Genomic DNA, 20,746 nt, shown 5'->3' on the forward strand with positions numbered 1-20,746 from the left:
CGTCATGGGCATCGCCCGTCTTTGCAGTTTTCTGTTGTTGGCAGGGTTCGCCGTCACCGCACAGGCGAAGATGGTGGAAAAGCCGGTCGAGTGGACGCAGGACGGCACCACCTTCCACAGCGTGCTGGTGTACGACGATGCGGTGACCACCAAGCGCCCCGGCCTGGTGATGGTGCCCAACTGGTACGGCGTGAACGACCTGGCCATCAAGAAGGCGGAAATGGTTGCCGGCAAGGATTACGTGATCCTGCTGACCGACATGTACGGCGCCAAGATCCGCCCCACCAACGACGACGAAGCCAGGGCCGCCATCAAGCCGCTGTACGGCGACCGCGTGCTGATGCGCAAGCGCGCCAACATGGCACTCGAACAGCTCAAGGCACAGGCCAGGAACGCACCCATCGATCTGGGCAAGCTCGCGGCCATCGGCTTCTGCTTCGGCGGCACCGCCGTGCTTGACCTGGCCCGAAGCGGCGCGGACGTCGCCGCCGTGGTGTCGTTCCATGGCGGCCTGCAGACCGACGACGTGTCGCTGGCGAAGAACATCAAGGCGCGCGTGCTGGTGATGAACGGTGCCGACGACAAGGGCACCATGCCCGACGCCGACAAGTTCATGGACGAAATGCGCGCCACCAAGGCCGACTGGCAGTTCGTGGTGCTGGGCAATGCCGTGCATTGCTTCACCGAAACCGACCAGCACAGCGCCGGTTGCGCTTACGATGAGCGCGCCGCCAAGCGCAGCTACCGGATGATGCAGGACTGGCTGCATGGAGCGTTCACGGGCACGCCGTGACGCAGGTGCAGGCGGGGTGCGTCATGCGCCCCGCCGCTGGCCGGTCAGTCGAGTTCGCGCCAGTGCCTGCAGGCGCGCAGGCATGAGAACAGAAACATCAGCGCGGTGACGGTAAACAGCGTCAAGGACAGGTAGCTCGTCCAGAAGAACAGTGGATCAAACGTCATGGAGACGTGCCCGCCATTGTCGATGTAGCGATGCCCGGCAACGTCGGTAAAGTCCCCGACGGGGCAGCGTTTCATCATGCAGTGCATGGCGCCGGTCGACAGTGCACGGTACGAGACCCACGCCAGCGGGCCGAGGGTGACGACCGAGACGAGCAGGCCCATCAGCACACCGGCGCGGAATCCCGGGTACGGTTTTTTCCAGCCCTTGTGGACGCGCGATTCGAAGACCAGTCCGGCGATCACGGTGAGCACCGCGATGGCGATCATGTTCCAGGGCTCCAGCGCGTCGCCCTTCAGCGCGATGCGCCACGGGTGAAACGCGTCCACCATCCACTGCGGGTCGGGCCTGGGCATCGTGTCGTCCTTGAACACCGATCGGTCGTGAGGACGAGTATTGCCGGAGCCGGGCGCGCAGGCCATCCCGTCGGCAGATGCCGGGCAAGCGGGGGCTGGACAGCCCGGCCGTGAGCCGGGCGTCAACGATCAGAAGCTGCGCTGCACCGAATAATCCGCCAGCGTTGCCATGGCATCACGCCACGGCGAATCGGGCAGCACGTTCAGGGCGTCGCGCGCCGCATCGGCATGCATCACGGCACGCTCGTGGGTGCGCTCCAGCGCGCCCGAATCGCGGATGGCCGCAATGATGCGGTCCAGCGAATCCAGGCCGCCGTGTTCGATGGCATGGCGCAGCGACTGCTTCTGTTCGGCATCGGCGCGCTGCAGGGCGTAAATCAGTGGCAGCGTGGGCTTGCCCTCGGCCAGGTCGTCGCCGATGTTCTTGCCCAGCGTGCCCGCGTCGGACACGTAATCGAGCAGGTCATCGGCGATCTGGAACGCGTAACCCAGCTGCATGCCGTAACGGCGCAGCGCGGCGCACTGGTCCGCGGGCAAGCCGCCCAGCAGTCCGCCCAGTTCCGTGGCGGCGGCGAACAGCACCGCCGTCTTGCGCTCGATGACGTTGAGGTAGGACGCCTCGTCCACATCCGCGTTGCCGATGTTGAGCAACTGCAGCACCTCGCCCTCGGCGATGGTGTTGGTGGTGTTGGCCAGGATGCGCATGACGCGCATGTCGTCGAGCTCCACCATCATCTGGAACGAACGCGAGTACAGGAAGTCACCCACCAGCACGCTGGCTGCGTTGCCCCACAGCGCGTTGGCCGTCTTGCGGCCACGGCGCAGGTCCGACTCGTCCACCACGTCGTCGTGCAGCAGGGTGGAGGTGTGGATGAACTCGATGACGGCCGCCAGCTTGATGTGGTGCTCGCCACGGTAGCCGGCGGCGTTGGCTGCCAGCACGTGCAGCATCGGACGCAGCCGCTTGCCGCCACCCGCGATGATGTGGTCGGCGATCTGGTTGATCAGCACCACGTCGGACGACAGGCGTTGGCGGATCAGGGAGTCGACCCGGTGCATGTCTGCGGCGGCAAGCCCTCGGACGGCGGCGAAGTCGGCAGAGCGGCGGGTGTCGGCTTGGGTCGTGGTCATGAGGCGGTCGTAGCGTCGTATCGTGGGCATTATAGGGAGAGAACGCCGCAAGAAACCGCCGCGACACGGCACCACGGTTGGATTTTGGGGCTGAAACGTATAATTACTGACTACTGCGACCCTTTTAAGAAGCCCCGGTGAGCAAACTCTCCCCACTCGAGCGACGCAGCGCGCTGACCCTGGCCTGTGTGATCAGCCTGCGGTTGTTCGGCCTGTTCCTGATCATGCCGGTGTTTTCGCTGTATGCGCAGCGCATGCCCGATGCGACGCCCTGGCTGATCGGCATGGCGCTGGGCGTGTATGGGCTGGGGCAGGTGCTGCTGCAGATCCCGCTGGGCCTGTTGTCCGACCGCATCGGTCGCAAGCCCGCGATTACGCTGGGCTTGCTGGTATTTGCCGTGGGCGGACTGGTGGCGGCGATGGCGCACGACCTGACCGGCATCGTGATCGGGCGCGCCCTGCAGGGCATGGGTGCCGTAGCCGGTGCCGGCACCGCGCTGGCCGCCGACCTGACCCGCCAGGAAAACCGCGGCAAGGTCATGGGCATCATCGGCGTCTCGATCGGCATGGCCTTCCTGCTGGCGCTGATCCTGGGGCCGCCGCTGGAGGCCATCGGCGGGCTGTCGGGCTTGTTCGCCACCACCTCGGTGCTGGCCCTGGCCGCACTGGTGTTGCTGTGGCTGATCGTACCCACGCCCGAGCGCGCCACGGCGCCCGCATCGGCGACGTTCGCCGGCGTACTATCGATGTTGCGTGACGGCCGCCTGCTCGTGCTCAACGGCTCGGTGTTCTTTCTGCACCTGCTGTTGACGGCCAGTTTCGTGGGCCTGCCCCTGCTGCTGGCCGACCGGCTACACCTGCCTGCCAACCGCCACTGGGAGCTGTACCTGCCGGTGATGGTGATCGCGGCCTTCGTGATGGGCGGCAGCCTGCATCGCATGCGCGACCTGGCACAGAGCCTGCGCCTGATCGCCGTGTGTGTGGTGGCGACTGGGCTGGGCCTGCTGGGCCTGGGTTTGTCCGGCAACCACGTGGCCGCGTTGGGCGTGTCGGCGGCGGTGTTCTTTTCGGCCTTCAACCTGTTGGAGGCCGCCTTGCCCAGCCTGGTCACCCAGCTGGCGCCTGGCGCATTGCGGGGCGCGGCCATGGGTGCCTATTCCACCAGCCAGTTTCTGGGCGCCTTCGTGGGCGGTGCGGTGGGTGGCATTGCGCTTGGCCGGGTCGGTACGGAGGGCGTTTTCCTCTGCGCGGCGGCGCTGACCTTGCTGTGGCTGCCGCTGGTCCTGCTGGGCAGTCGGCGGATCGCCTTGCGCGCGGGTTCTACCGTCGCGCCGGCCGGGGCATCGAGCGGCGCCTGAGGGGCGAAAATGGTTGCGGGAACGCATTGCGTTTAAGCCCGGCAGCCCCAATGATCGTGCCGCTGGGCGGCATGTCGCCGCCCGCTCGGGCGGCGAGGCCGGCGTCCATGGCTCATCACATCATCGAACTCATCGCGCAGTACGGGTTGCTGCTCGTTTTCCTCAACGTGCTCGTCGAGCAGGCGGGTGTTCCCGTGCCTGCCGTACCGACCATGATCGTCGCCGGGGCGCTGGCGTCCATGGAGCGGCTGCCGTTGACCGGGGTGATCGCGGTGGCCTTGCTGGCCTGCCTGATGGCCGACTACGCCTGGTATGCGGCGGGCCGCTACTTCGGTGGTGGCGTCATGCGCACGTTGTGCCGCATTTCCCTTTCTCCCGACTCCTGCGTGAAGCAATCGGAGCTGCGCTTCCAGCGCTGGCGCGGTGGCGTGCTGTTGCTGGCGAAGTTCGTGCCCGGCCTGTCCACCGTGGCGCCGCCGCTGGTCGGCGCGATGGGCCTGCGCACCGCGCCCTTCATCCTGTTCGACGGCCTGGGCTCGCTCATGTGGGTGGGCATGGCGGTAAGCCTGGGCTACGTGTTCGCCAACCAGATCGATGCCGTACTGCTCGCGCTGGCCAACGCGGGCAGCGTGGCCCTCATGCTGATCGGCAGCCTGCTGGCGCTCTACATCTTGGTCAAATGGTGGCAGCGCCATCGCCTGCTGCGTGCGTTGCGCATGGCGCGCATCACCGTGCAGGAACTCAACGACGCCGTGACCCAAGGGCATAACCCGGCCATTGTCGACGTGCGTTCGGAAGCGGCCCGGCTGATGGACGCACGCATCATCCCGGGCGCGCTGCTGGCCGACGTGAACAGCGTGGACCGCATCGTTGAAGTCGTCCCGCTGGATACGGAACTGGTGGTGTACTGCACTTGCCCGAACGAAGCCTCCGCCGCAGTGGTGGCCAAGGCGCTGATGTCGCGCGGCTACAAGCGCGTGCGGCCGCTGCTGGGTGGCCTGGATGCATGGGATGCGGCGGGTTATCCCGTGCATCGCACGCCGGGGACGGAAGAGGACGTCGTTCCGCACGCAGCCTGATTGCCGGCATGTCCTTGTAGGGGCGCACTTGTGCGCGACCGCGGCGGTGCAGCCTGCGGCTCTCGGCCGGCTGTGGCGCACAAGTGCGTTCCTGCAGGGGTTCTGGCAAATCTTTACGGCTTCTATACGCGGTGGCGGGAATTCGCTACCCCTTTCTTATGCGCCGGTTCCGACAATTTCCACCGTTAACTGACACGGTGAGTCGGGTTTCCATGGACGTCATTTACCTCGTTTTTTCCATCGTTCTGTTCGCTGCGGCGCTCGGCTTTCTGCTGATCTGCGACCGCCTGGGCCGCCGTCCCTGACGAACGCCTGACGCCCTTGCGGGCGTTCCGGTCCCCGTCTTTCCTCCGGGAGATTCCACCCATGAACGCGTTGTATTTCGTGGCTGCCGTGATCGCGGTGGCCCTGACGGGCTACCTGTGCGTAGCGCTGCTGAAACCGGAGTGGTTCGAATGACCAGCTTCGACTTTTTCCAGGTTGTGCTCTTCCTCGCCGTGCTGCTGTTGCTGATCAAGCCCGTGGGCGCTTACATGGCGCTCGCCTTCGCTGATACGCCCAATGGCGTGAACCGCATCGGCGGCAGGCTGGAGCATCTGCTCTATCGCCTCGCCGGCGTGCGCACCGATGACCAGATGGGCTGGAAGCGCTACGCCGTCGCCATGCTGGTGTTCAACATGGCCGGCCTGTTCCTGCTGTATGCCTTGCAGCGCGTGCAACAGTGGCTGCCGCTGAACCCGCAGCACTTCGACGCGCTGTCGCCGGACCTGGCCATGAACACGGCCATCAGCTTCGTGAGCAACACCAACTGGCAGGCCTACGGTGGCGAAAGCACCATGAGCTACCTGACCCAGATGGTGGGCCTGGCCGTGCAGAACTTCCTTTCGGCGGCCACCGGCATCGCCGTGCTGCTGGCGGTGATTCGCGGCTTCACGCGCCGCAGCGCCAACAGCGTGGGCAACTTCTGGGTGGACATGACGCGCAGCACGCTTTACGTGCTGGTGCCGTTCTCCCTGGTGATCGCCTTGCTGCTTTCCTCGCAGGGCGTGGTGCAGAACTTCAAGGCTTACGTCGATGTGCCGCTGGTGCAGCACACCACCGCGGTGGAGACGATGAAGGATGCGGCCGGCAACACCGTGAAGGATGCCGCTGGCAAGGACGTCACCAGGACCAGCGTGGTCACCACGCAGACCCTGCCGATGGGCCCGGCCGCGTCGCAGATCGCGATCAAGCAGCTGGGCACCAACGGTGGCGGCTTCTTCAACGCGAACTCGGCACATCCGTACGAGAATCCCACGCCGCTCAGCAACTTCATCGAGATGCTGGCGATCTTCCTGATCCCCGGCGGCCTCTGCTACACGTTCGGCAGCATGGTGGGCGACCGGCGTCAGGGCTGGGCGATCCTCGCCACCATGCTGTTGATCTTCGTGCCGCTCGCCTTGGGCGCCATCGCCGCCGAGCAGGCGGGCAACCCGGCGCTGCATGGACTGGCGGTGGATCAGCAGGCATCCGCGCTGCAGGCCGGCGGCAACATGGAAGGCAAGGAAACGCGCTTCGGCATCGCTGCCAGCGGCCTGTTCACCACCATCACCACTGCCGCGTCGTGTGGTGCCGTCAACAACATGCACGACTCGCTCACGCCGCTGGGTGGCCTGGTGCCGATGTGGCTGATGCAGCTGGGCGAAGTGGTGTTCGGCGGCGTCGGTTGCGGCCTGTACGGCATGCTTGCGTTTGCCGTGGTCGCGGTGTTCATCGCGGGCCTGATGGTGGGCCGCACACCGGAGTACCTGGGCAAGAAGATCGAAGCGCACGAAATGAAGATGGCCAGTCTCGCCGTGCTGGTGCCGTGTGCGCTGGTGGTGATCTGTACCGCCATCGCCGTGATGACGCCTGCCGGTGCGGCAAGCGTGGGCAATCCCGGTGCGCACAGCTTCAGCGAGATCCTGTACGCGGTGTCGTCGGCGTCGAACAACAACGGCAGCGCTTTCGGTGGTCTCTCGGCCAACACGCCATTCTGGAACGTGCTGCTGGGCGTGTGCATGTACCTGTCTCGCTTCCTGCTGGCCATCGCCATGCTCGCCATGGCCGGTTCGCTGGCGGCCAAGCGCCAGGTGCCGCCGTCGGCCGGCACGCTGCCCACGCATACGCCGCTGTTCGTCACTTTGCTTGCCTGCGTGGTGATCGTGGTGGGTGCGCTTACCTTCCTGCCCGCGCTGGCACTTGGTCCGATCGCCGAATTCCTGATGTCGGTGCGCTGAGGAATACAGATCCATGACAACGACTCATACCCCTGTCCACGGCGTTCGCAGCTTCGACCGCGACCTGATCGTGAAGGCCGTCGCGGACTCGTTCCGCAAGCTCTCGCCGAAGCAGCAGTTCCGCAATCCCGTGATGTTCGTGGTGTTCGTGTGCAGCCTGCTCACCACGCTGCTGTGGGTGCAGGCGCTGGCCGGCCATGGCGAAGCGCCCACCGCTTTCATCTTCTGGGTGACGGTGTGGCTGTGGTTCACCCTGTTGTTCGCCAACTTCGCCGAAGCGCTGGCGGAAGGCCGTGGCAAGGCGCAGGCCGCTGCGCTGCGCAGTTCGCGCAAGGATGTCGTCGCCAAACGCCTGTCCGCACCTTACAAAGACGCCGACGTGACCTTCACGCCGTCGTCCGAGCTGCGCGTGGGTCACCACGTGCTGGTGGAGGCGGGCGAGCAGATGCCGGGCGACGGCGAAGTGGTGGTCGGTGCGGCCAGCGTGGATGAAAGCGCCATCACCGGTGAATCCGCGCCGGTGATCCGCGAATCCGGTGGCGATCGAAGCGCAGTGACCGGCGGTACGCGCGTGCTGTCCGACTGGCTGGTGGTACGCATCACGGCCAACCCGGGCGAAAGCTTCCTGGACCGCATGATCGCCATGGTGGAAGGCGCCGCGCGCCGCAAGACGCCGAACGAGATTGCGCTGACCATCCTGCTGGCCAAGTTCACCCTGATCTTCCTGCTGGCCTGCGCCACGCTGCTGCCGTACTCCATCTACAGCGTGCAGGTGGCCGGTTCGGGCAACCCGATCACACTCACCGTACTGATCGCGCTGCTGGTGTGCCTGATTCCCACCACCATCGGTGCACTGCTGTCGGCTATCGGTATTGCCGGCATGGATCGCATGATCCGCGCCAACGTCATTGCCACCTCCGGTCGTGCGGTGGAAGCGGCCGGTGACGTGGATGTGCTGCTGCTGGACAAGACCGGCACCATCACGCTGGGCAATCGCCAGGCGGTGGCCTTCGTGCCGGCGCCGGGCGTGGAAGAGGCACGCCTTGCCGATGCCGCGCAGCTCGCCTCGCTGGCTGACGAAACGCCAGAAGGCCGCAGCGTGGTCGTGCTGGCCAAGGAGCGCTTCGGCCTGCGCGAGCGCCAGTTGGAGGATGGCCACGCCGACTTCGTGCCCTTCACCGCACAGACCCGCATGAGCGGCGTGAACATCGGTGAACGCCAGATCCGCAAGGGCGCGCTGGATGCCGTGGAGCGCTATCTGGAATCCTGCGGCAGTCACCTGCCGCCGCTGGTGAAGCGCATGGCCGAGGACATCGCGCGTCGCGGCGCCACCCCGCTGATCGTTACCGAAGGCGCCACGGCGCTGGGCGTGATCGAGCTGAAGGACATCGTGAAGGGCGGCATCCGCGAACGCTTTGCCGAAATGCGCCGCATGGGCATCAAGACCATCATGATCACCGGCGACAACCCGCTGACCGCTGCAACCATTGCGGCAGAAGCGGGCGTCGATGACTTCCTCGCCGAAGCCACGCCGGAAGCCAAGCTCAAGCTGATCCGCAAGATCCAGGCCGAAAACCGCCTGGTGGCCATGTGCGGTGATGGCACCAACGACGCACCGGCGCTGGCCCAGGCGGACGTCGCGGTGGCGATGAACACCGGTACGCAGGCGGCCAAGGAAGCGGGCAACATGGTGGACCTCGATTCCAACCCCACCAAGCTCATCGAAGTGGTGGAGATCGGCAAGCAGATGCTGATCACGCGCGGTTCGCTCACGACCTTTTCCATCGCCAACGACGTCGCCAAGTACTTCGCCATCATCCCGGCGGCCTTCGCGACGACGTACCCGGCGTTGAACACGCTGAACGTGATGAAGCTGGCGACGCCGCAGAGCGCGATCCTGTCGGCCGTCATCTTCAACGCGCTGATCATCATCTTCCTTATTCCATTGGCGCTGAAGGGCGTGAAGTACCGCGCACTCGGTGCCGGCGCGCTGCTCCGTCGCAACCTGCTCGTCTACGGCCTTGGCGGCATGGTGGTGCCGTTCCTGGGCATCAAGCTGATCGACATGTTGCTGGTCCTGCTCGGGCTTGCCTGACGCTCATGCTCGTCATTCCTGCTTTTGCAGGGATGACGGATAGGAAGGGCACCGCTTTGTCATTCATCCCTGGAGTCTTTGCCATGCAAGTACTCAAGCTTTCCGTTTCGCTGCCCGACGACACCCATCCGGGCATGGAACTTCGACTCTCCTCGAACGATTCCGCTTGCGACGTGGTGATCGCGCTGCCGGTGCACGGTCCTGCGCGGGTACAGCCCCGCGACACCGATGCCCCGCACAGCGAACAGGACGACTACGTGCTCGGCGGCTACGCCGGCATCTGACAAGAGGCCGCAAGACAGCGGCCCATCACCCCTACCTCCCCAAGAAAAGGACGGCCCGCCCCGGGCCGGTTTCAGGAACACGCAATGATGTCCAAGAAGGTTCTTTCGTTTGCACTGTTGTTGGCGCTGGCCCCGGCGGGAGAAGCCGCGGCATCGGTCGCCCCGGTCGCCAGTTCGGACGTGGCGCCGGCCGCCAGCCTGGATGATGGCGTGGCAGCTGCGCCGACGGCTGCCAATGACGACTGCTCGCAGGGCTTCTTTTCCCGCCTCGGCTCGGCCTACCGTGAGGATGCGCAGCCAGCTGACCCCAATGCACCCGCCATGCCGCGCCGTGCCATGGATGCGCCGTTGGATTCCCCGCCGTTCCCCAATGGCGAATGGCAGATGGGTGGCGTGGCCGCTCCCATCGGCGTGCCGGTGGCGTATGGCCAGTACCCGCTGCAGAAGGCGCTTTCATGCACCAAGCTCGGTAACTGGATGAAGCGTAACCGCATCGAGGTCAATGGCTGGATCAACCCCTCGGCCAACGTCAGCTCGTCCAGCTTCTCCAACTATCCGCTGTCGTACGCCACGCGTCCCAACCGCGTGGAATTCGACCAGTTGGTGCTCAACATCACCCGCGTCGAAGACACGGTGCAAACCGATCATGTGGACTGGGGTTTCAACATCTCCACGCTGTACGGTTACGACTATCACTACACCGTGACCAAGGGCGTTTTCAGCAATCAGCTGTTGAATAACCCCAAATCGAACAGCGCCTTGAACGGCAAGATCTACGGCGTTGACCCGATGCTGTTCTACTACGACCTGTACCTTCCGTCGGTGGCGGAGGGCATGGTCATCCGCATCGGTCGCTATTTGTCGCTGCCCGACATTGAGGCCCAGTTCTCGCCGCAGAATTACCTGGTGACGCATTCGATCCTGTACACGGTCGATCCTTATACCCAGACCGGCGTCATGACCACGACGCGCCTCAGCCAGCAGTGGACGCTGCAGCTTGGCATCAACGCAAGCAACGACACCGCGCCGTGGAACCACTCGGCGCGTCCCACGCTGCAGGGCTGCGTGCGCTGGGTGTCCAAAGACAACAACGACATGCTTTACCCCTGCATCAACAGCTGGAACACCTCCGACTACAACTACAACAACGTGCAGATGTACGTGATGACCTGGGGCCACCGCTTCAGCTCGAAGGTACACATGCAGACTGAGGCCTACTACATGTATGGCCGCAACATTCCCGGATTCGGATCGGATGGCGAGCCGGGTGTGGTGGCATCGTCACCGTACCCGGGCAAGGCCGGTGAGTACGGCGTGGTCAATTACTTCAACGTCGAACTGAACTCGAACAACATGATTTCGTTCCGCAACGAGTTCTACAACGACCAGAAGGGCCAGCGCACCGGCTTCGCCACCAAGTACAGCAGCCACACGCTGGGCCTCACGCATTGGGTGTCGCCGGATCTGGAGATCCGTCCGGAGCTTCGCTACGAGCACTCGTACGACGTGAACGCTTACGACAGCGGCAAGAAGAACTACCAGGCCGTCGCCATCGTCGACGCCATTCTTCACTACTGAGGTAATGACCATGGGCAAGCTGATTCGCAGCGCCATCGTGATGCTGCTCCTGATGACCGTGATTACCGGCGTGGCCTACCCGCTGGCCGTCACGGGCGTGGCCCAGGTGCTGTTCCCGTCGCAGGCGAACGGCAGCCTGATCGTGAGGGATGGCCAGCCCATCGGATCGACCTTGATTGGCCAGTCGTTCGACGACCCCAAATATTTCTGGGGTCGTCCTTCGGCCACGACGCCGCAGGCGAACAACAGCGCGTCGTCGAATGGTTCGAACCAGGGGCCAACCAACCCGGCACTGACGGATGCCGTGAAGCAGCGCATCGATGCGTTGCGGGCGGCTGACCCAGGTAATACGGCGACGGTGCCGGTGGATCTGGTGACAGCGTCGGCCAGCGGACTGGATCCGGAAATTTCGCCAGCGGCGGCGGATTACCAGGTAGCCAGGGTGGCGAAGGCACGGGGTATGAGTGCGTCGCAAGTGAAGGCGATGGTGGCGATGGCGACCACCGGTCGGCAGTTCGGGATGCTGGGCGAGCCCCGCGTGAACGTGCTCAAGCTCAATCTGGCGCTGGATGGCCGGTGAGGTTGGGTGCTCCCTCTCCCTTTTGAGGAGAGGGTTGGGGTGAGGGGCGGGTGCTCGCGATAACGTAGCTACCGATTGATTTCACTTCCTGTCCCTCATTCCACGTCCTAACCTAACTCCACCCACCATCAAACACCTGCCCATGTCCGAACCTTCCCGCGAAGCACGTGCCGATGCCTTGCTCGATTCCGTGCAGGAGGAGCGCACGCGTCGCCTGAAGATCTTCCTGGGTGCTGCGCCGGGCGTGGGCAAGACCTACGCCATGCTCTCCGCCGCGCGAGAGCTGAAACGGCAGGGCGTGGATGTGGTGATCGGCCTGGTGGAGACGCATGGCCGGCAGGAAACCGCCGCGTTGCTGGACGGGCTGGAGCAGTTGCCTCGCCGCAAGGTGAATTACAAGGGCCGTGATTTCACCGAGTTCGACCTCGACGCAGCACTGGCGCGTCGGCCGGACACCATCCTGGTCGATGAGCTTGCCCATACCAACCTGCCGGGTGGACGTCACGAGCGGCGCTGGCAGGATATTGCCGAACTGCTGGAAGCGGGCATCGAGGTCTATACCGCGCTGAACGTGCAGCATCTGGAAAGTCTCAACGACCAGGTGCGTCGCATCACCAACGTTACCGTGCGCGAAACCGTGCCGGACGCGTTCCTGGATCGCGCACGCGATATCGTGCTGGTGGATCTGCCGCCGCGTGAACTGATCCAGCGCCTGAAACAGGGCAAGGTGTACGTACCCGAGACGGCGGCGGCGGCGCTCGATGCGTTCTTCTCGCCCACCAATCTTGTCGCCCTGCGCGAACTGGCCGTGGATACCGTTGCCGGCCACGTGGATAGTGACCTGCGCGAGCACATGCTGGCGCGCGGTGGGGCGATGCCGGTGCGTCGCCGGGTGCTCGCCGCCATCGATGGCCATTCGCAGAGCGAATACCTGGTGCGCATCGCTCGCCGCATCGCCGAGCGTCGTGGTGCACCGTGGAGCGTGGCCTATGTCGATACCGGTACGCCGCTGGACAAGTCCCGACGTGAACAGCTCGACGCCGCCATGCGGCTCGCGCGACGGCTGGGCGGCGATACCGTGGTGTTGCGCGGCCATGCCATTGCCGACGAACTGATCGCGCACGCGGATCGCGAAGGCATTGGCCAGATCATCCTTGGGCGCACGCGCGAACGCCCGCTCGCGCGCATGCTGGGTCGCTCGCTGACACAGTTGTTGCTGCGTCGTGGCGCGCACCTGGAACTCACCATCATCGCCACGCCGGCCGAGCAGGCGAAGTCGCGCCTGCGCCTGCGCATGCCCGGTGGCCCGGGGCGTCGTGGCGAATACATCTATGCGACGCTCGCCACGCTGGTGGCGTTCGGGCTGTCGTTCGTCGCGGATCGCTATCTGTCGGTGGCGAACCTCTCGCTGATATTCCTTACGGCCGTGCTGGTGGTGGCGGTGCGCACGCGCATGGCGGTGGCGGTGTACACGGCGGTGCTGTGTTTCCTCGGCTACAACTTCTTCTTCGCGCCACCGCGTTACACGCTGATGATCGCCAACTTCGACGATGTCCTGGCGGTGTGCCTGTTCCTTGTCGCGGCGCTGGTGGCGAGCCGGCTGGCCACCAAGCTGGCCAGTCAGGTGGAATCCCTGCGCATGGCGCATGCGCAGGCGCGTGCGCTGCTGGCACTGGGACAACGTTTGTCCACCAGCACAGATGCCGAAGGAATCCGGCGCGTGGGCGCGTCCGCACTGGCGGACGTCCTGCGCTGCGACGTGGCCGTGCTCGCCCGCGATGCCAGCCAGGTATTGCGCGTGGTGGCCTCGTCACCGCGCGATTTCGACCTGACCACGCAGGACATGGGTGCGGCGGCGTGGTGTGAACAGCATGCGGAACAGGCCGGTCGTTTCACCGATACGCTCAACGCCGCGCCATGCTGGGTGCTGCCGCTGGGCAGCGACGACAACCATCTGGGTGTTGCCGCGCTGCGTTTTCCGGCGGGGCAGGGCGAGCCTTCCACCGACGAGCGCAGCCTGGCGTTAACCATGGTGCAGGACATCGGCCAGGCCTTGCAGCGCGCCCGCCTGGCCGAAGAGCTGGAAGGTGCGCGCGTGCAGGGCGAAACCGAGCGCTTGCGCAACGCGTTGTTATCGTCGGTGTCGCACGACCTGCGTTCGCCGCTGGCCTCGATGATCGGTTCCGCCGGCACGCTGTCCAGTTACGGGGACCAGTTGCCTCCGCAGGAGCGGCAGGAACTGCTCGATGCCATTCTTGGCGAAGGGCAGCGACTGGATCGCTACATCCAGAACCTGCTGGACATGACCCGGCTGGGCCACGGCACGCTGAAGCTCAACCGCGACTGGACTGACGTGGCCGAGATCGTCGCTGCTGCCACCACGCGCCTGCGCAAGCTGTTTCCCGACCTGCGCGTGGATACGGTGCTGCCGGAGCAGACGCTGCTGCTCTACGTGCATCCGGCGCTGATCGAGCAGGCCTTGTTCAACATCCTGGAGAACGCCGCGCGTTTTTCCCCGCCGGGCGAGCCGGTGCGCGTAGTGGTACGGCCCAGGGGCGAGCAGGTGCAGATGGACGTGGTGGATCGTGGCCCGGGCATTCCCGAGGACGAGCGAGCACGCATCTTCGACATGTTCTATTCCGTCTCGCGTGGCGACCGTGCGCCGCAGGGCACCGGCCTGGGCCTGGCCATCTGCCGCGGCATGATCGGTGCGCATGGGGGCAGTGTGGAGGCCTTGCCGGGCGACGGCGTTGGCACCACCATTCGCATCACCCTGCCGTTGCCGGCGCAGCCCGCGAACCACGCATGACCTCAGCTCCGCGTGTCCTGGTCATCGATGACGAGGCGCAGATCCGCAAGTTTCTCGATATCGGCCTGCGCGCCGAGGGCTACGAGGTATTGCTGGCGCCGAACGCGGCCGAAGGTCTCGCACTGGCGGCCACGCGCTCGCCGGATCTGGTGATCCTGGACATTGGCCTGCCCGACAGGGAAGGCCACGACGTGCTGGCCGAGCTGCGCCAGTGGAGCCATGTGCCCGTGGTGATGCTGTCCGTGCGCGATGCGGAGAGCGAGAAGGTGAAGGCGCTGGACGCGGGCGCCAACGATTACGTCACCAAGCCCTTCGGCATCCAGGAACTGATGGCCCGCCTGCGTGCCCTGCTGCGCAACCGGCAGGGCGAGCCGGAGGCCACCCAGCGTTATGACGACGGCCACCTCGCCATCGATCTTTCCCGCCGCGAGGTCACCCTGGACGGCACGCTGCTGTCGCTGACCCGCAAGGAGTACGCCGTGTTGGCCCTGCTGCTGCGCCACGTCGGTCGCGTGGTGACCCAGCAGCAGCTGCTGCGCGACATCTGGGGCGCCACCCACACCCAGGACAGCCATTACCTGCGCATCGTGGTGGGCAAGCTGCGCCAGAAGCTGGGCGACGACCCGGCCGCCCCCCGCTGGCTCAAGACCGAGCCGGGCGTGGGCTACCGTTTCCTTGGGGGCGGCTGACCCGGCCGTTCGTGTCGCAGCCGGTGAGAGCCGGTAGTGGTCTGATTCCCGGACTTTTTTCGCCCGACCCGGACAGCGGGGCGGGGCGAGGGCTGGCCAGATTCACGGTTTCCCGGCACAGGTCAATCCTGTTTTCCTGCGCCGGGCCACAGGTATGATGGCCGCCGGATCAACCATCCCGGTGCTGACTGCCCCAGAACGCAGCGCCGGCTCACAGAGGACACCCATCCATGGCACGCGGTATCAACAAAGTCATCATCGTCGGCAATCTCGGCGCAGATCCGGAAACCCGTTACACCGGCAACGGCACGGCCATCACCAGCATCCGCATCGCGACGTCCGAAAACTGGACCGACAAGCAGAGCGGCGAAAAGCAGGAGCGCACCGAGTGGCACCGCGTGAAGCTGTTCGGTCGCCTGGCTGAAATCGCCGGCGAATACCTGAAGAAGGGTCGCCAGGTTTACATCGAAGGCTCGCTGCGCACCGACAAGTACACCGACAAGGACGGCATCGAGCGCTTCAGCACCGATATCATCGCGGCCGAAATGCAGATGCTCGGCGGCAACGAAGGTGGCGGCGGTGGTGGCGGTGGTGGCAACTTCCAGCGCGCGCAGAGCGGTGGTGGCGGTGGTCAGCGCCAGGGCGGTTACGGCGGCGGTGGCAACCAGTCCCGTGGCGGCGGCGACAACTACGGCGGCGGCAATGCGCGCGGCGGCGACAACTACGGTGGCCAGCAGCAGCAGCGTCAGTCCGCACCGCCGGTGCAGAACAACAGCTTCGACGACGACGATATTCCGTTCTGATCGTTGTCGGCGACGACATCATTGCGTGTGAAGAAGGCCATGGATTCCATGGCCTTTTTCATGTGTGGCGTTGCAGGCATCCGTGATGCGGGTTGAGGGCTGGGCTTCAGAGGCGCAGCGTTGCCGACAGCATCGCGACATCGCCGTGGAAGTGGTACACCGCGCCGAACTCGCGGTAGTAGCGCACACCGACGGTAATGGCGTGCGTGCCCAGGCGGGTGCCGTAGTTCACGGCAGGGCCTGCGCCGAACACGCGGCCCTGCAGGCCACCAAGGCGGTCGCCGGATCCATCGTCCGGACTGACCTGGCGATAGCCGTAGCCGGCGAGCCCCACCACCCAGTGCGGCGACAGCCGCTTGCCCACGGCAAGCTCGACATGGGCTTCGTTGCCGCTGCGATAGTGCGTGACGGGATTCACCCCGTTGACGCCGTATCCGATCGCGCCGGACAGTTCGAGGTGGGATGTGGGTGACACATAGGTCATCGACCACAGCAGGTCGAAGGCCCATCGGTTGTGCCCGATGGATGCGTTGAAGCCCTTGGTGTACTCGCCGGTCGGGGCCCAGGCGATGACAGCGACGGCGTGCGAGAACGAGTCGCTGAGTTTCCAGCCGAGACGGCCGGAGAAAGCGGTGTCGCCGACGTCGGTGTTGCTCACCGAATGCACGCCTTCGATCCTTCCGGTGGTTTCGCCGGTAAGGCGCAGATACGCGTAGGGCACGGTGACGGAGAATGCCGCCTGGGCGCCGAAGATACGCGTCTGTGGTGCATAGAGCAGATTGACGCCCATGCTGTCCACGCGCTTCTTCAGGTAGAGCAGGGTGACGCCACCGACGGAGGCCGAGCCGACCTTGCCGCTGTACTGGGCCATGGCGGTGGAGAGGTACCAGCCGGGCGGCGGTGCGTTGCCCGCGCCAAGCGCCTGGCTGCCCAGCAGATACATGCCGCCGGCGCCTTCGGTGGCGTGCACGCTGCTCATCGCGAAGGCGGCCATGCATGCCAGCAGGAAGTTGGTCAGCATGGCAAGGCGATGCATGGGCCCCTCAGGCAGTCCGGATGCTTGACTGCCGCCGCACGCCGCTTTCGTCACGCAAGTGTGCGACGCATGTCGTCGCGCGTGCCGTGCAGGGTGTGCCGCTGGGTCTGGCGGTGATGTTGGACTGGCGCATGTTGCCCCGGTGCTTATTCGGGGAACAGCAGGGTGAAGCCCATGCGCACAGCCCAGCCATGCGGGCCGCTGTCCGTGGCGTGATCCCAGTAACGTGCACCGAGCGAGAACTGTACGGGTTGCTTGCCGAACCGGACGAGCTTGGCCGCCAGCACGTTGATGGGAATCGACCACTGCGAGTGCTTCCAGTCGTAGGTCGATTCCGTTTGCAGCGTGAAGGTCCAGGCGGTGGGCGTGTTGTACGAGAAGAACGGCTGCACGAAGGTGGAACTGACACCCGTGCGGTTGCTCTGACCACCCACGGACCAGATATGGTTGGCCAGCATGCCGTAGGTCCACGCGCCTTGCTGGCGCAGCACGATGGCGGTGGGGCCTGCACCCCACTTGCCGCTGCCCAGCAACTTGTCCGTGGCGGTGGGCACAAGCACGGCCGGGCCGATGCCCCAGATCCACCCGCCCGATGTCGGCGCCTTCGGCGAAAAGAACAGGCTGGCGGTGACATCGCCAAGCCCGGTCTGGCTTCCCGCGCCGGGGGCAATGTCGTGCTGGCTGGCGATGGGCACGATGGTGCGGGAGATCATGTTCCAGTCGTCACTGATCGACACCGGAATCACCGGCTGGAAGTTGAGCAGGTACTTGTCGCCTTCGCGTTCGCTGCCGATGTTCTGGTCGTAATTGAACTGGAACGGCACGCTGATGAGCGACGCGACCGGGTTGGACAGTTTCTTGGCGAGTTCCTGGTTGTCGCCTGCGCTCTGGGCCTGCGACGGCGTGGCCATCGTCAGCGCGACGGCGGCGCCGGCGATCAGTGTGAGTAGCCTGTTCACGTCTTCTCCGTGTCGCCGCCATCCGTGGCGATGGGGCATGCGCTCTGATTGAGATCTATCCTATGGGCGGCCTCGATCAATAAGTAGCGTAGAACTACTTATGTGGCGGACCTTTCAGGGGTGTGGCAAGAGCAGCGGCGAACACTGCGTAAACGGCGGCCATTCAGGGAATGGAGCGCGGCAACGCCGCCTCAGTGATGCAAGGCGAGCTGTTCCCTGCCCAGCGCATTCAAGGCGGCGGCAGCATCGACCTGCTGCGCACCGCCGACCGCCTTGCCGTTGCCCAGCAACAGCTGTCGGAGGCTGTCTGCATCAAGCTCAGGCGACAGCGATAGCAGCAACGCCACGATGCCGCTGACATGCGCCGCGGCCATGGACGAACCGGAAGCGAAGTCGTATCCCCCGCCCGGCTGGGTCGTGAGGATGTCGCGGCCTGGTGCGCTCAGTACACCCGGTGGTGCGGGTGTGGTGTTGCCCGTGCGCACCACGAGTACGCCGGCGGCATCGTCGGGAAATCCGCTGCGGTTTCCGTCGGGCGGCAGCGCGGCAATCACGATGCGCTGTTGTGCGAGCAGTTGCTGCAGCAGCTTGTCCAGCAGCGGATCGGATGGACCCCCGAGGCTCAGGTTGATGATGCGCGCATCGGTATCGAGGATGGCTGCCATCGCCTTGGCCAGCGTGAACGAGTTGCAGCGCGCGCCCTGCTGGACCTCCGCGGGATACCAGCAAGCCTTGTAGACGCTGATGATCGCGCCCGGGGCCATGCCGACGATGCCGATATGGTTGTCGCCGGTGGCGCCGATGATGCCCGCCACTTCGGTGCCATGCGGGTCATGGTTGAAACGTTGTGCGTTGTCGTCGACCTCATTGACGCTGTCGTGGATGCGTCCCTGCAGATCCGGGTGCGTGAGGTCGACGCCAGTATCGACGATGGCGATGTGCACGCGATCGCCCCGGCTGATGCCATGGGCCAGCGCCGCATCGGTTTCGACAAAGCCACGCTGCAGATTGGCATAGGGGTCGTTGTACTGGTGCGGCCGGGCCGGTTTGCCTGAATACACCGCGTAATCCTGCAACGGCTGCGCCAGGGCGATGCGGACGTCCTTCGATAGCATCGCGAGCAGCGCATCGCGCGTCATGCCTGCCGGCGGTTCAAGCACGATGCAATAGAGCTTCAGGGACTTGATGGGCCAGCCCGTCACTTCGCGCCATCCGTACTGCTTGCGCAACGTCTCCAGTTCGGACAATGCACGCTGTCCTGCATCGTAGTTCGCCGCGGGCACATAGCCGAGCATGGTCGAGCCGGCGTGTGTGGAGGGGGCATCCTGCGGGTTGGCCACGGCCAGCACGATGTCGCGCGTGCCATCCATGGCTGCGGCGACACCGGGACGCGCCGCAGCCTCCATGGTCGGTGTGTTCCGGGGTGAATCAGGACGCAGCGGTGCGCATGCACCCAGCAGTGCAGCGACGAACAAGGTCAGCCATGCAGACTGCTTCATGGGGGCACGTTGACGGGCTCGGCAAGGCGTATGCCGTGCGTGGCGCGCAGCTGGCGCAAGGCCTCGGGTGAGGTCGATGTATCGGCCGGCACTACCGTGTAGGCGCCGACGGCATTGGGTCCATCCACCACGTCCAGATGCAGGGAGCGCAGCAGCGCGTTCCAGTCAGCCAGGTCCATGCTGGTGTCGGGAACCACGCGGATGGCACCGGGCAGCATGCGCTGCGAGGGATCGCCGAGGGTGCGGTAAGGCGCTGGCGTGGCATCCGGCCACCAGCGCCCTGCGCCAAGCATGCCGATGGCCATGGCCTGTATCAGCACCACGGCCACCAGTGCACGGGTGATCCAGCCGCCGCCGCGCGCGCGTGCCATCACTTCGCCGGCCTGCTCTGTGTCGATACGTGTCATCAATCGCCGGAGACCCGCTTCCGGGTCCAGCATCACGTTGGCAGGCATGGCCAGGGCGCGCTGCAGCTTTTGTTGCTGCGCAAACTCGTCGCGACAGGCCGGGCAATGCGCAAGGTGCTCGGCCAGCCAGCGGCGCTGATCCTGCGGGGCGTTGTCCTGCAAAACCCATGGCATCGCTTCCCATGCCCGGGTGCAGTCCTTGCCGGTGTCTCGGGTCGCTGTCATGGCACGCGCTTCTCCTGCTGCGTGAGCGGTTCGCCCGCAAGCACGGGCATCACGTTGCGCAACTTCACCCTGGCGTGGAACAGCCGCGCCTTCACCGTGCCGACCGGGCATTGCAGGATGGCCGCCACATCATCCAGCGTGTACCCCACGCCATAGACCAGCTCCACCACCACGCGCTGGTCGGCGGTGAGGTGCTGCATGGCCTTGCCCAGCCAGTCGTGCAGTTCGCGATCCTCACCCGGGTCAAAGGCGGGAACGCGGTCGTCGGGGAGGCTTTCGTCGTCCACCGGTTCGTCGCCGCGCTGGCGCAACGCTTTCAGTCCGCAACGGTAAGCAATGCCGATGATCCAGGTGGATACACGCGAATCGCCATGGAACGAACCGGCCTTCTGCCAGACGATCCAGAAGCAGTCGTTGATGACCTCCTCGATCAGGTCGGCCCGCTGCGTCAGGCGCGACAGGAACCGGCACAGGCGGCCGTGATAGTTGCGGTACAGCGTGGCCAGCGCCGCACGGTCGCCCGTCGCAACCTGCCGGAGCAGCAGGCGATCGCTTCCGTCAGCGGCGATATCGGCATCTTTCATGGCTGGGACAAGGACACGGTGTTACCCCGTGAGTGCCTGATACGACGGAAAAGGTTGC

The 20,746-nt window shown here is 65.3% G+C and carries 19 protein-coding genes; 12 read left to right on the plus strand and 7 right to left on the minus strand.

Annotation, left to right across the window (positions count from 1 at the left end; genetic code table 11):
• Positions 1-4 precede the first annotated feature (4 nt).
• Positions 5-793, plus strand: a complete 789-nt coding sequence (locus H8F01_RS13240; protein ID WP_187055571.1) for a dienelactone hydrolase family protein — start codon at positions 5-7, stop codon at positions 791-793.
• Between the two features lie 44 nt (positions 794-837).
• Here H8F01_RS13240 and H8F01_RS13245 read toward each other — a convergent pair whose 3' ends face one another.
• Positions 838-1,332 carry a hypothetical protein gene (locus H8F01_RS13245; protein WP_187055572.1) on the minus strand — a complete coding sequence of 165 codons (495 nt, stop codon included), beginning with the start codon at positions 1,330-1,332 and terminating at the stop codon, positions 838-840.
• Positions 1,333-1,443: 111 nt separating this feature from the next.
• Positions 1,444-2,445, minus strand: a complete 1,002-nt coding sequence (locus H8F01_RS13250) for a polyprenyl synthetase family protein (RefSeq protein ID WP_187055573.1) — start codon at positions 2,443-2,445, stop codon at positions 1,444-1,446.
• 137 nt (positions 2,446-2,582) lie between these two features.
• On the opposite strand from H8F01_RS13250, the gene H8F01_RS13255 reads away from it, so the two are divergent.
• The 11 genes from H8F01_RS13255 to ssb all read left to right on the plus strand — a co-directional run bounded on the left by H8F01_RS13255 (position 2,583) and on the right by ssb (position 15,978).
• Positions 2,583-3,803, plus strand: a complete 1,221-nt coding sequence (locus tag H8F01_RS13255) for an MFS transporter (protein ID WP_187055574.1) — start codon at positions 2,583-2,585, stop codon at positions 3,801-3,803.
• 107 nt (positions 3,804-3,910) lie between these two features.
• Positions 3,911-4,882 carry a DedA family protein/thiosulfate sulfurtransferase GlpE gene (locus H8F01_RS13260; protein WP_187055575.1) on the plus strand — a complete coding sequence of 324 codons (972 nt, stop codon included), beginning with the start codon at positions 3,911-3,913 and terminating at the stop codon, positions 4,880-4,882.
• Between the two features lie 366 nt (positions 4,883-5,248).
• Complete coding sequence (gene kdpF / locus H8F01_RS13265) at positions 5,249-5,341, plus strand: K(+)-transporting ATPase subunit F (protein WP_074545624.1); 93 nt, start codon at positions 5,249-5,251, stop codon at positions 5,339-5,341.
• On the plus strand, positions 5,338-7,140 hold the full coding sequence (kdpA, locus tag H8F01_RS13270; protein ID WP_187055576.1) for a potassium-transporting ATPase subunit KdpA: 1,803 nt from the start codon (positions 5,338-5,340) through the stop codon (positions 7,138-7,140). Before kdpF ends, kdpA begins: the two co-directional genes overlap by 4 nt.
• A gap of 13 nt (positions 7,141-7,153) precedes the next feature.
• Positions 7,154-9,235, plus strand: coding sequence for a potassium-transporting ATPase subunit KdpB (gene kdpB, locus H8F01_RS13275; protein WP_187055577.1), 2,082 nt, complete (start codon positions 7,154-7,156; stop codon positions 9,233-9,235).
• A gap of 83 nt (positions 9,236-9,318) precedes the next feature.
• Entirely contained in the window at positions 9,319-9,519 is a 201-nt protein-coding gene (locus H8F01_RS13280; RefSeq protein WP_187055578.1) for a hypothetical protein, read from the plus strand.
• An 84-nt stretch (positions 9,520-9,603) separates the two neighbouring features.
• Positions 9,604-11,097, plus strand: a complete 1,494-nt coding sequence (locus H8F01_RS13285) for an outer membrane beta-barrel protein (RefSeq protein ID WP_187055579.1) — start codon at positions 9,604-9,606, stop codon at positions 11,095-11,097.
• Between the two features lie 10 nt (positions 11,098-11,107).
• On the plus strand, positions 11,108-11,677 hold the full coding sequence (gene kdpC / locus H8F01_RS13290; protein ID WP_187055580.1) for a potassium-transporting ATPase subunit KdpC: 570 nt from the start codon (positions 11,108-11,110) through the stop codon (positions 11,675-11,677).
• Positions 11,678-11,819: 142 nt separating this feature from the next.
• The gene (locus tag H8F01_RS13295) at positions 11,820-14,486 is read left to right on the plus strand and encodes a sensor histidine kinase (protein ID WP_187055581.1); all 2,667 of its coding nucleotides are present in this window, start codon (positions 11,820-11,822) and stop codon (positions 14,484-14,486) included.
• Positions 14,483-15,175, plus strand: coding sequence for a response regulator (locus H8F01_RS13300; RefSeq protein WP_187055582.1), 693 nt, complete (start codon positions 14,483-14,485; stop codon positions 15,173-15,175). The genes H8F01_RS13295 and H8F01_RS13300 overlap by 4 nt, the downstream gene beginning before the upstream one ends.
• A 230-nt stretch (positions 15,176-15,405) precedes the next feature.
• Entirely contained in the window at positions 15,406-15,978 is a 573-nt protein-coding gene (gene ssb / locus H8F01_RS13305; RefSeq protein WP_187055583.1) for a single-stranded DNA-binding protein, read from the plus strand.
• A gap of 106 nt (positions 15,979-16,084) precedes the next feature.
• On the opposite strand, the gene H8F01_RS13310 is transcribed toward ssb, so the two are convergent.
• The 5 genes from H8F01_RS13310 to H8F01_RS13330 form a co-directional block, all read right to left on the minus strand.
• Complete coding sequence (locus tag H8F01_RS13310; RefSeq protein ID WP_187055584.1) at positions 16,085-17,014, minus strand: SphA family protein; 930 nt, start codon at positions 17,012-17,014, stop codon at positions 16,085-16,087.
• A gap of 146 nt (positions 17,015-17,160) precedes the next feature.
• Complete coding sequence (locus H8F01_RS13315; RefSeq protein ID WP_187055585.1) at positions 17,161-17,973, minus strand: transporter; 813 nt, start codon at positions 17,971-17,973, stop codon at positions 17,161-17,163.
• 191 nt (positions 17,974-18,164) lie between these two features.
• A complete protein-coding gene (locus H8F01_RS13320; RefSeq protein ID WP_187055586.1) occupies positions 18,165-19,472 on the minus strand; it encodes a S8 family serine peptidase in 1,308 nt (435 codons plus the stop codon).
• A complete protein-coding gene (locus H8F01_RS13325; protein ID WP_187055587.1) occupies positions 19,469-20,104 on the minus strand; it encodes an anti-sigma factor family protein in 636 nt (211 codons plus the stop codon). The genes H8F01_RS13320 and H8F01_RS13325 overlap by 4 nt, the downstream gene beginning before the upstream one ends.
• On the minus strand, positions 20,101-20,688 hold the full coding sequence (locus H8F01_RS13330; RefSeq protein WP_187055588.1) for an RNA polymerase sigma factor: 588 nt from the start codon (positions 20,686-20,688) through the stop codon (positions 20,101-20,103). Before H8F01_RS13330 ends, H8F01_RS13325 begins: the two co-directional genes overlap by 4 nt.
• Positions 20,689-20,746 lie beyond the last annotated feature (58 nt).

This window comes from Dyella telluris (assembly GCF_014297575.1).
Taxonomy (GTDB): domain Bacteria; phylum Pseudomonadota; class Gammaproteobacteria; order Xanthomonadales; family Rhodanobacteraceae; genus Dyella; species Dyella telluris.

What these genes read in the sequence shown, in the direction of transcription:
- H8F01_RS13240 (WP_187055571.1), top strand. Translation starts at nt 5, where the DNA reads ATGGGCATCGCCCGTCTTTGCAGTTTTCTGTTGTTGGCAGGGTTCGCC.
- H8F01_RS13250 (WP_187055573.1), bottom strand. Translation starts at nt 2,445, where the DNA reads ATGACCACGACCCAAGCCGACACCCGCCGCTCTGCCGACTTCGCCGCC.
- H8F01_RS13260 (WP_187055575.1), top strand. Translation starts at nt 3,911, where the DNA reads ATGGCTCATCACATCATCGAACTCATCGCGCAGTACGGGTTGCTGCTC.
- kdpF (WP_074545624.1), top strand. Translation starts at nt 5,249, where the DNA reads ATGAACGCGTTGTATTTCGTGGCTGCCGTGATCGCGGTGGCCCTGACG.
- kdpA (WP_187055576.1), top strand. Translation starts at nt 5,338, where the DNA reads ATGACCAGCTTCGACTTTTTCCAGGTTGTGCTCTTCCTCGCCGTGCTG.
- kdpB (WP_187055577.1), top strand. Translation starts at nt 7,154, where the DNA reads ATGACAACGACTCATACCCCTGTCCACGGCGTTCGCAGCTTCGACCGC.
- H8F01_RS13280 (WP_187055578.1), top strand. Translation starts at nt 9,319, where the DNA reads ATGCAAGTACTCAAGCTTTCCGTTTCGCTGCCCGACGACACCCATCCG.
- H8F01_RS13285 (WP_187055579.1), top strand. Translation starts at nt 9,604, where the DNA reads ATGATGTCCAAGAAGGTTCTTTCGTTTGCACTGTTGTTGGCGCTGGCC.
- kdpC (WP_187055580.1), top strand. Translation starts at nt 11,108, where the DNA reads ATGGGCAAGCTGATTCGCAGCGCCATCGTGATGCTGCTCCTGATGACC.
- H8F01_RS13295 (WP_187055581.1), top strand. Translation starts at nt 11,820, where the DNA reads ATGTCCGAACCTTCCCGCGAAGCACGTGCCGATGCCTTGCTCGATTCC.
- H8F01_RS13300 (WP_187055582.1), top strand. Translation starts at nt 14,483, where the DNA reads ATGACCTCAGCTCCGCGTGTCCTGGTCATCGATGACGAGGCGCAGATC.
- ssb (WP_187055583.1), top strand. Translation starts at nt 15,406, where the DNA reads ATGGCACGCGGTATCAACAAAGTCATCATCGTCGGCAATCTCGGCGCA.
- H8F01_RS13310 (WP_187055584.1), bottom strand. Translation starts at nt 17,014, where the DNA reads ATGCATCGCCTTGCCATGCTGACCAACTTCCTGCTGGCATGCATGGCC.
- H8F01_RS13320 (WP_187055586.1), bottom strand. Translation starts at nt 19,472, where the DNA reads ATGAAGCAGTCTGCATGGCTGACCTTGTTCGTCGCTGCACTGCTGGGT.
- H8F01_RS13325 (WP_187055587.1), bottom strand. Translation starts at nt 20,104, where the DNA reads ATGACAGCGACCCGAGACACCGGCAAGGACTGCACCCGGGCATGGGAA.
- H8F01_RS13330 (WP_187055588.1), bottom strand. Translation starts at nt 20,688, where the DNA reads ATGAAAGATGCCGATATCGCCGCTGACGGAAGCGATCGCCTGCTGCTC.